At 72.4% G+C, this 9,529-nt stretch carries 9 protein-coding genes and 1 pseudogene; 9 read left to right on the forward strand and 1 reads right to left on the reverse strand.

What is annotated here, in order from left to right; genetic code table 11:
• Positions 1 to 54 precede the first annotated feature (54 nt).
• From MLY01S_RS03550 to MLY01S_RS12340, 9 genes are all read left to right on the forward strand, one after another.
• Positions 55 to 1,239 (forward strand): M20 metallopeptidase family protein, encoded by a 1,185-nt coding sequence (locus MLY01S_RS03550; protein WP_067189373.1) that lies wholly within the window; start codon positions 55 to 57, stop codon positions 1,237 to 1,239.
• Between the two features lie 183 nt (positions 1,240 to 1,422).
• Positions 1,423 to 3,036: an inorganic phosphate transporter gene (locus MLY01S_RS03555; RefSeq protein WP_067189375.1), complete on the forward strand. Its 1,614-nt coding sequence runs from the start codon at positions 1,423 to 1,425 to the stop codon at positions 3,034 to 3,036.
• A 72-nt stretch (positions 3,037 to 3,108) separates the two neighbouring features.
• Positions 3,109 to 3,891, forward strand: a complete 783-nt coding sequence (locus tag MLY01S_RS12760; RefSeq protein ID WP_209279932.1) for a hypothetical protein — start codon at positions 3,109 to 3,111, stop codon at positions 3,889 to 3,891.
• A gap of 133 nt (positions 3,892 to 4,024) precedes the next feature.
• On the forward strand, positions 4,025 to 4,759 hold the full coding sequence (locus tag MLY01S_RS03565; protein WP_174520631.1) for an MSMEG_4193 family putative phosphomutase: 735 nt from the start codon (positions 4,025 to 4,027) through the stop codon (positions 4,757 to 4,759).
• Positions 4,756 to 5,301 (forward strand): DUF3090 domain-containing protein, encoded by a 546-nt coding sequence (locus MLY01S_RS03570; protein WP_067189379.1) that lies wholly within the window; start codon positions 4,756 to 4,758, stop codon positions 5,299 to 5,301. Before MLY01S_RS03565 ends, MLY01S_RS03570 begins: the two co-directional genes overlap by 4 nt.
• On the forward strand, positions 5,298 to 6,095 hold the full coding sequence (locus MLY01S_RS03575) for an SCO1664 family protein (protein ID WP_067189381.1): 798 nt from the start codon (positions 5,298 to 5,300) through the stop codon (positions 6,093 to 6,095). Before MLY01S_RS03570 ends, MLY01S_RS03575 begins: the two co-directional genes overlap by 4 nt.
• A gap of 267 nt (positions 6,096 to 6,362) precedes the next feature.
• The gene (locus MLY01S_RS03580; RefSeq protein ID WP_067189383.1) at positions 6,363 to 7,730 is read left to right on the forward strand and encodes an acyl-CoA dehydrogenase family protein; all 1,368 of its coding nucleotides are present in this window, start codon (positions 6,363 to 6,365) and stop codon (positions 7,728 to 7,730) included.
• A gap of 1 nt (position 7,731) precedes the next feature.
• On the forward strand, positions 7,732 to 9,027 hold the full coding sequence (locus MLY01S_RS03585) for an acyl-CoA dehydrogenase family protein (RefSeq protein WP_067189385.1): 1,296 nt from the start codon (positions 7,732 to 7,734) through the stop codon (positions 9,025 to 9,027).
• 64 nt (positions 9,028 to 9,091) lie between these two features.
• The gene (locus MLY01S_RS12340) at positions 9,092 to 9,238 is read left to right on the forward strand and encodes a hypothetical protein (protein WP_157531269.1); all 147 of its coding nucleotides are present in this window, start codon (positions 9,092 to 9,094) and stop codon (positions 9,236 to 9,238) included.
• 47 nt (positions 9,239 to 9,285) lie between these two features.
• Here MLY01S_RS12340 and MLY01S_RS12590 read toward each other — a convergent pair.
• Positions 9,286 to 9,529, reverse strand: a pseudogene (locus MLY01S_RS12590) (UDP-glucose 4-epimerase); the annotation flags it as partial.

Consider the following 9,529-nt stretch of genomic DNA (forward strand, 5'->3'; position numbering starts at 1 on the left):
GTCGGCGCCGAGCCAGGCGCCGGCCTCGTCCCGCCCCGTTCGAAAGGAGCACCCATGTCCGCCGACATCGAGGCCTACCAGGACCAGCTCGTCGCCTGGCGCCGTCATCTGCACCAGCATCCGGAGGCCTCGTTCGAGGAACACGAGACCGTCCGGTACATCCGCGCCGAGCTCGAGCCGCGTCTGCCGGGCGCCACGTTCGAGAACCTCACCGAGACGAGCCTGCTGGTGACGCTGGACACCGGCCGCCCCGGCCCCACGCTGGGCCTGCGCGCGGACATCGACGGACTGGCCATGACCGAAGACCGGCCCGACCTCGACTTCGCCTCGACGACGCCGGGCCGCATGCACGGCTGCGGTCATGACGGGCACACGGCCACGATCATGTCCGCCCTGGTCTGGGCGCACGATCACCTGGACGAGCTGACCGGCACCGTGCTCGGCATCTTCCAGCATGCGGAGGAGACCCCGCCCGGCGGGGCCAAGGAGATGGTGGAGACGGGCCGGTTCGCGGACGTCGACTACTTCTTCGGCTTCCACTACTGGAGCACCCTGCCCACGGGCACGGTGGACATCAAGCCCGGCCCGGCCTCGGCGAACTCGGACCTGTTCGAGGTCCACCTGCGGGGCGAGGGCGCCCACGCGTCCACCCCGGAGGACGCCGTGGACGTGGTCACCGCCGCCAGCTCCCTGATCCAGCAGTTCCTGCTCATCCCGTCCCGCCGGGTGGCCGGGCTGGACCCGTGTGTGGTGTCCACGACCTGGATGGACGCCGGCCGCCAGTCGGCGCTGAACGTGTACCCGCCTGAGGCGCACATCGGTGGAGTGGTCCGTACGCATGACGACGGCGTGCGGGACACGGTGGAGGCGGCGATGCGGGACATGGTCCGCGGCCTGGAGGCGGCCAACCCGGGACTCAGCTGCGAGCTGGACTATCTGCGCGGCTACGACATGGTGTGGAACGACCCGGACCGCACCGCTGTGGTCCATGAGCTCTGCGAGGACCTGTTCCCGGGCTCGGTGATCGCCGACCCGCCGATGCTCGGCGGCGAGGACTTCGCGGCCTTCTCCCGGACCGCGCCGGCGACGTACGTGTTCGTGGGGGCCGGCAACGCCGCCAAGGGCTTCGACGCGGGTCACCACAACCCGCGGTTCGGTCTGGACGAGGACGCGTTCCCGATCGCCCTGCGGCTGGTCGTGGAGGTGCTGCGGAACGGGCCGCGCCTGGCTGCGGGATGACGGTCTGACCCCACGCACGCTCGGAGGCGCAGGCCTCCAGCCTGTCAAGGACGGTTCACGGCTCTGCAAGCCAGCCGTCACGACGGCGTCAGATCACTGGCGGAAGGTGGCGTTCGTGGTCGACCCCGAGCAGCGGGGTCGACCACGAACAGCAGGGTCGACCCCGAGCAGAAGGGACCCGTCATGTCCTCCTCCACCACCGAAGCCCCGGAGCTGAAACGCAACGGGTTCCTGGGGCCCGACACCAACTGGCACCTCGCCTTCGGCATCCTCGCCATCGGGGCGCTCGCCCTGTGCATCTCCTGGGCGCTCGACTACACCGACACCACCCACACGGTGCTGCTGATCACCACGATCGTCGTGGGCATGTTCATGGCCTTCAACATCGGTGGAAACGATGTGGCGAACTCGTTCGGCACCTCCGTGGGCGCCGGCACGCTGACCCTGAAGCAGGCGCTGCTGGTGGCCGCGGTCTTCGAGGTCAGCGGCGCCGTGATCGCCGGCGGTGAGGTCACCGAGACCGTCCGCAGCGGCATCGTGGACCTCGACAGCGTGTCGCTGCCGCCGATGGACTTCGTGTTCATCATGCTCGCGGCCCTGATCGGCGCCGCCCTCTGGCTGCTCATCGCCACTCAGATGGGGTGGCCGGTGTCCACGACGCACTCCATCGTCGGCGGCATCGTCGGCGCTGCGGTGACCCTGGGCCTGCAGACCGGCGTCGGCGGTTTCGAGATGGTGCAGTGGGGCGAGATCGGCAAGATCGCGCTGTCCTGGGTCCTCTCCCCCGCGCTGGGCGGACTGGTGGCCTGGGTCCTGTACCGGGCGATCAAGAAGCACATCCTCGTCTACAACGAGGAGGCCGACGCCAGGATGCGCGAGCTGCGGCTGGAGCGCATCGAGCTGCGCAAGAAGCACAAGACGGCGTTCGAGCGCCTCTCCGAGGTGCAGCAGATCGCCTACACCAACGCCATGGCCCGCGACGCCGCCACCAAGTCCTCCGGTCACGAGTACGAGCCGGACGAGCTGGAGTCGGACTACTACCGTGAGCTGGACGCGATCGAGTCCAAGGAGGACGAGGTCAACTCGCAGCACGCGCTGCAGGTCTGGGTGCCGCTGCTGGCGGCCGGCGGTTCGATCGTGATCACGTCGATGCTGCTGTTCAAGGGCCTGAAGAGCCTGGATCTGAACATCGACAACGTCGGCAACATCCTCATCATGCTCATGGTCGGTGCCGCCGTGTGGATGGCCGTCTTCATCTTCGCCAAGACCCTGAAGAAGCAGTCCCTGTCCCGGTCGACCTTCCTGCTGTTCAGCTGGATGCAGGTGTTCACGGCGTCCGCGTTCGCGTTCAGCCACGGCTCGAACGACATCGCCAACGCGGTGGGCCCGTTCGCGGCGATCGTGGACGTGCTGCGCACCGAGGAGATCAACGCCGAGGCCGCCGTGCCCGGCGCCCTGATGCTGGCCTGTGGCATCGGCCTGGTCTGCGGTCTGTGGTTCATCGGCCGCAACGTGATCAAGACCGTCGGCACCGGGCTGACCGAGATGCACCCGGCGTCCGGCTTCACCGCCGAGCTCGCCGCGGCCGGCGTCGTCATGGCCGCGTCCATGCTGGCCCTGCCGGTCTCCTCCACCCACATCCTGATCGGTGCGGTGCTCGGTGTGGGCATCGTGAACCGTGCCGCGAACTGGGATCTGATGAAGCCGATCGCGCTGGCCTGGGTCATCACTCTCCCGGCCGCTGCGATCATCGGCGCCATCGGTGTGACGGTGCTGCGCGCCGTGTTCGGAGGCTGACCGAGGGTTTAGCGTTGTGTGCGTCATAGCAGCCTGATGCGAGAGCGTCACTGAACACGGAGGCACCTGCCCATGACCACCCCTCATCCCCGGCAGCCGGACAACATGAGCGGCCGCGCCAACCTCCAGCGCGGACTCGAGACGGTGGGCGGCCACTTGAGCCTGGTCAGCGACCGCCTGGTCTTCACCCCGCACACGCTGAACGTCCAGTCCGAGCCGGTGCAGATCCCGCTCGACCAGGTCCGCGGCACCCGCCCCGTGTGGACGAAGTTCCTGGGGGTTCTTCCGCTGGCCCCGAACTCCCTGGCCGTGGAGCTGGCGGACGGGACCGAGCACGCTTTCGTGCTCTCGGGGCGCCAGGAGTGGAAGGCCGCGATCGACGACGCGGTGGCGGCCCAGCGCCGGCGCCCTGGGCCGAGGCGACCCCAACAGCCCGAGGAGACCGACACGACCTGGAACTCGCATCCGCGCCCGGCGGCCTCGCCGGCCGACGACCAGCGGTCCCCGTCCGCCGAACGATGGGAGGTCGACTTGGACTGGCTGTGGGGCACCCCGCCGGGCAACGACGGATCTGCCGCGACCCTGCGCCTCGATGTCATCGGGCCCGGTGCGGCCCAGGCGGCGGCGCGGTGGATGGAGTCGCTGGACGCGGACGAGGACGGCGTGCGCGGTGAGGGCGGCTGGCGAGCCGACCCCGGCGGCGTCGCAGGCGGCGAGGACCACGCTGTGATCCTGCTGACCTCGGCGGGTGAGGACGTGGCCGATGGCCTGGAGGACGCCGCGGACACCGCGTACGAGGCGCTGTCCGCGGTGCCGGGTCTGCGTCTGCACTGGACGCCGCAGCCCCGGCGCTGACCAGCCGCTGACCCGGCGGCGCCGGTGGCAGTTCCCGCGGCGAGCTCCGGCGCATCCGGCTGGTCCCGTTTCGACGTCGTCCTCCGACTGTCCGAACGAGGTGGCCAGAGCCGCCCGTCAGTAGGCTGAGGACATGGCGACGGTACTTCTCGTGCGGCACGGCCGCACCACGGCCAATGCGACCGGAATCCTGGCCGGCAGGACCGGCGGCGTCGACCTGGACGAGCACGGCCGGGAGCAGGCGGCCCGCACCGCGGAGCGGATCGCCGCGGTGCCCGTGGCCGCGGTGGTGGCCAGCCCCCTGCAGCGGTGCGCGCAGACCGCGCGGGCCGTCGTCGAGCGCCAGCCGGCCACGGTGGTGTCCACGGTCGAGGCAGACCTCACCGAGTGCGACTACGGCCAGTGGCAGGGACGCGCGCTCAGCGACCTGGCCACCGAGCCCCTGTGGGCGACGGTGCAGACCCAGCCGTCCGCCGTCGTCTTCCCCGGCGGGGAGTCCATGGCGGGCATGCAGGCCCGGGCGGTGGCGGCGATCCGGAAGCACGACGCCGCCGTCCAGGCCGAGCACGGGGCCGGGGCGGTGTGGGTGGCCGTCAGCCACGGGGACGTCATCAAGTCGATCCTGGCCGACGCGCTCGGCATGCACCTGGATCTGTTCCAGCGGATCGAGGTGGGGCCCGCCTCCGTGTCCGCGGTGAGCTACGGTCCGGCCCGCCCGCGGGTCTGGGCGATGAACACCGACGCCGGGGACCTCGCCTGGCTCTCGAGACTCGCCCCGGCCGACGACGCGCCGGTGGGCGGCGGCGCAGGTGCCGGTGGCGCCGCCGTCGACAAGGCGTCCGGGACGACCCCTAGGATCGAGGCATGACCGACCTGCCTGCCCCCGCCCACGAGTTCGACTGGCCGGACCGGTGCGTCATCGGGACGATCGGCCAGCCGGGAGCGCGGACGTTCTACCTGCAGGTGCGCACCGGGCCCCGGCTGGTGAGCCTGGCCCTGGAGAAGCAGCAGTCGGCGCTGATGGCGGAGATGATCGACGAGCTCCTCGACGAGCTCATGGCCCAGGAAGACAACCCGCACAGCGTCCCGGCCAGCACGCCCGCCGAGCTCGTGGACAACGATCCGCTGGAGTCGGTGCAGGAGTGGTTCCGGGTGGGCGCCATCGGCCTGGGCTGGGACCCGAGCACCGCGCAGGTGATCGTGGACGTGCATCCGCTGACCGACGACGCCGCCGAGCAGATGCTTCAGCCGGAGTCCGAGGCGGTGCGGGTGCGGATGCCGGTCGGCGCCGCGCGGGCGTTCGCTCGGCGCACCCGTCAGGTCGTGGACGCCGGACGTCCGTTCTGCTCGGACTGTGGCCAGCCCATCGACCCCGACGGTCACGACTGCTCCCCGCCCGAGCTGCGATGACCGCCGCGGAGCCGGGCGGCGCTGACCTCGACGGCGGCGAGCTGGTGTCCGGGCAGCTGAGGCTCACCGGCAGGATCACGACGGCGTCCAACGCCACGTTCCTCGGAGCCATCGGGAACACCCCGGTGGTCTACAAGCCGGTGGCCGGCGAGGCCCCGCTGTGGGACTTCCCCGCCGGCACCCTGGCCCGCCGCGAGGTGGCCGCACACCTGGTGTCCGAGGCGCTGGAGTGGGAGATCGCGCCGCGCACCTGGCTGCGCGACGGCCCCTTCGGCGAGGGCATGGTGCAGCTCTGGCAAGAGCAGGATCCTGGGCAGGACGCCGTGGACCTGTTCCCGGCGGACCAGGTGCCGGCGGCGGGCTGGCGGACCGTGCTGGAGGGCGAGGACGAGGACGGGAACCGGCTGGTCCTGGCCCATGAAGACACGCCGGCGCTGCGCCACATGGCGGTGTTCGACGTGATCGTCAACAACGCCGACCGCAAGGGCGCGCACATCCTCACCATGCCCGGCGGACACCGCCACGGCGTGGACCATGGGCTCACGTTCCATGTGGAGGACAAGCTGCGCACGGTGCTGTGGGGCTGGCTCGGCGAGGAGCTGACCGAGGACGAGCACGACGGCGTCGGCCGGGTCCTCGACGGACTCGACGGTGAACTGGGGCGGGGGCTGTCGGAGCTGCTGGGTGCTGAGGAGATCGCCGCGCTCACCCACCGCTGTGCCCAGCTTCTCGACGACGGACGGTTTCCTCCCCCGAGCGGGCGCACTCCCGCGGTGCCCTGGCCACTGTTCTGAGCACCGACGGGATGCCGCGGCCGGCTCTGGCCTGAACGGCGCCGACGGACGTCCCTGCGGGCGGGCCGCAGGGCCCGGCGGGACGCAGGTGCGGCGAGGCCCGGGTGACCCGCTGTGACGGACCTGCCGCCGGTGCCCGTCATGCCGGCGGTGCCGACTCCGCCGGCCAGCAACGGGAACCGGCGCGTGACGCCACCTGTCGGCGGGCTGGGGCGAGCCCGGCACGGATGCCTACGGTCGGCCCACCCACCCACGGAAGGACCGCCCATGACCACTCCCGTCCTCGACCGTCCCGCACCGGCCGCGGCCACCGATGCCCCCGACACCGCAGAACTCCGAGCCCGCTTCGCCCCCGTCTTCGCCCGCATCGCCTCGAACGAAGCGTCTCGGCGGGATACCGCCACGCCTCCCCACAAGGCGGTTCGTCTGCTGGCCGAGACCGGCTTCACCGCCCTCCGGCTGCCGCGGGAGCGCGGCGGCTCCGGTGCGTCCCTCACGCAGCTGCTCGACCTGCTCGTGGACCTCGCCGCGGCCGACGCGAACCTCCCCCAGGCCCTCCACGGGCACTTCATGTTCACGGAGCAGGTCGCCCGTGACGTCCACCCGCGTCTGACCGACTGGTGGTTGGACGAGGTGGCCGCCGGGAAGGTCTTCGCCAACGCACTCGTGGACCCGCCTGCAGCGACCGGCCTGCCGGGCGTCACGGCCCGCCGGGACCCGCGCGACCCGGAGGCGTTCCTGCTGACCGGCACGAAGCAGTACTCCACCGGCACCCTGCTGGCGGACTGGACCCTGGTCGCCGCCCACGACGACGCCGGGGCCCTGCAGCCCCTCGTCGTCGAGGTGGCCGGGCCGGGCGTCAAGGCCCGCGACGACTGGGACGGCATCGGCCAGCGCGGCACGGCCTCCGGCACCACCGTCTACACCGATGCGCCCGCCCCGGCCTGGCGCCGCCTCGACCTGGAGCGCCCCGCCGCCGCCCCCGGCTACCCGTTCCTGTGGCTCATCCTCGCGGCCACCCAGGCGGGCATCGCCCAACGCGCGCTCGACGAATTCACCGAGATCCTCCGCCGCCGCTCCCGCTCCTACCAGCACGCCGCGAGCGCCAGCCCCGCGCACGACCCGGTCCTGCAGCACCAGCTCGGCGCCGCCGCGGCGCAGGTCCGCGCGCTGCGCTCCGTGGTCCTCGGCGCGGCCCCCGCCCTTGAGGCGGCGTACACCGCCGCGACCAACGCGGCGCCCGCGATCGGCGCGGCCGAGCCGGAGTCCCCGGACGACGGCGCCGCGGAGGCCTTCGAGTCCGCCCACACCGAGGCCTGGGTCGCCGCAGCCTCGGCGTCCTCCGTGGCGGCCGACCTGACGCTGCGGCTGACCTCCGATCTGTTCGAGACGGCCGGGGCATCGGCCGTCGTCGCGGGCCCGGGACTCGACCGCCACTGGCGCAACGCCCGTGTGCTGGCCAGTCACACGCCCCTTCCCCACCGCCGCCGCCAGATCGGGGAGTGCCTGCTGCACGGCACCCCCGCCCCGCACAGCGCGGACGCGGTCGAGACCGCGTCGTCCACCGACGCCGATCCGTCCCGCGACACCGCTTCCCCGTCCCCCTCGACCCCCGCCGCCCCGAAGGAGCAGTGAGATGACGACCACCACCGACCGCACCGACACGACCACCCGTCCCGCCGACGTCGGGACCACCGATTCGGGGGTGCCGACCACCGCGCACCCGGCCGACCGGCCCCAGTTCCTCGCCGCCCGCGCACGGTTGGCGCCCGTGTTCGCCTGGCTCGCCGAGACCGCCGCCGAGCGGGACCGCGAACGCGTGACCGATCGCGAGGCCACGGACCGCCTCGCCGCCGCCGGCTTCCCGGGGCTGCGCGTGCCCGAGGACGCGGGCGGGGCCGGGCTGACGTTCCCGGAGGCCGCACGCCTGTACGTGGAGCTCGCCGAGGCCGACTCGAACGTGCTGCAGGCCCTGCGAGTGCACGTGGTGAACGTGGAGACGGCGCTCGGCTCGCCGGCCGGTGCCCGCCGCGAGCGGTGGCTGCACCGCTTCGCCACGGGTGAGACGGTCGCAAACGGGACCACGGAGATCGGCAACCGCACCGGCCACTACGAGACCCGCCTGACGACGCGTCCGGACGGCTCGGCGGTGGTCAACGGTCGCAAGGCCTATTCCACCGGGACGCTGTACGCGGACTGGACGATCGTCGTCGTCGAGGACGAGGACGGCGCCGAGCGCGCGGCGACCGTGCGCTCGGACGCCCCCGGAGTGACCCTGCACGACGACTGGGACGGATTCGGCCAGCGGCTGTCCGCCTCGGGAACCACGGAGTTCACCGACGTGGTGGTGGATCCGGACGAGCTCACGCCGGTGGGCCAGTCCCTGGACGACGGCTCGTCCATCTTCGCCTCGCAGGCGATCTTCCAGTTCGTCCACCTGGCGGGCCTGACGGGCATCGCCCGCGCCGTGGTGCGCGACGCGGCGGCCTATGTGGCCGGGCGCACGCGCGGCTTCTCCCACGGTGCAGCCCCGCGGCCCGGTGACGATCCGCAGGTGCTGCAGGTGGTGGGCGAGCTGGAGGCCGCCGCGTTCGGGGCGCAGGCGGCGCTCGACGCCGTCGTCGGGCCCCTGGACCGGGCGCTGCGGGCCGAGGCCGCGGGCGCGCCCCTGGCCGAGGCCGAGGTGGACGCGGTGTACACCGCCGTCTACGCGGCCCAGCAGGTGATCGCCCGGACCGCCCTCGACGCGGCGACCCGCCTGTTCGAGGTGGGCGGGGCCTCCGCGACGCTGCGCACGCGGGGGCTGGACCGGCACTGGCGCAATGCGCGGGTGCTCGCCAGCCACAACCCGCTGATCTACCGCGCCCGGCTGCTCGGCGACCGCGCCGTCAACGGCACGCCGCTCGAGCGCCACTACCGCCTGGGCGGCTGACACCCAGGACGTCGTGGCACCGGGTCCCGGGGACCCGGTGCCACGCCGAGGAAGACGGTCGCCGATGTGGTCGCACCGCTCCACCGACCCGGCGGACGCGGTGCAGTACCCCTACAAGCGGGGCCCAGAGGCCATGGCGATCGCCGCACAGCAGATCGATACGACCATGGACGTCATCGCACCCGCGCTGGAGCACATGGCCCAGGACTGACGTTCCCCACAGCGAACGGCCGCGCGGCTCCGTGGGGCGTCTCTGCGTCAGTGAGAGTCCCCCGCGTAGCCCGATGGATTGGCCTGTTGCCATGCCCAGAGATCGCGCACCATGGCGTCGGTGTCACGGCAAGCCCGCCACCCCACGGTCTCAGCGATGGCATCCACAGACGCGCATGACGCAGCGATGTCACCGGGTCGGCGCTCGACGACCTGGAACGGCACCGGACGGCCGGTGACGCGTTCGAACGCCTGAATCATCTCGAAGACCGTCACCCCTTCGCCGCGGCCG

This window comes from Micrococcus lylae NBRC 15355, from assembly GCF_001570885.1.
In the GTDB taxonomy this organism is placed as follows: domain Bacteria; phylum Actinomycetota; class Actinomycetes; order Actinomycetales; family Micrococcaceae; genus Micrococcus; species Micrococcus lylae.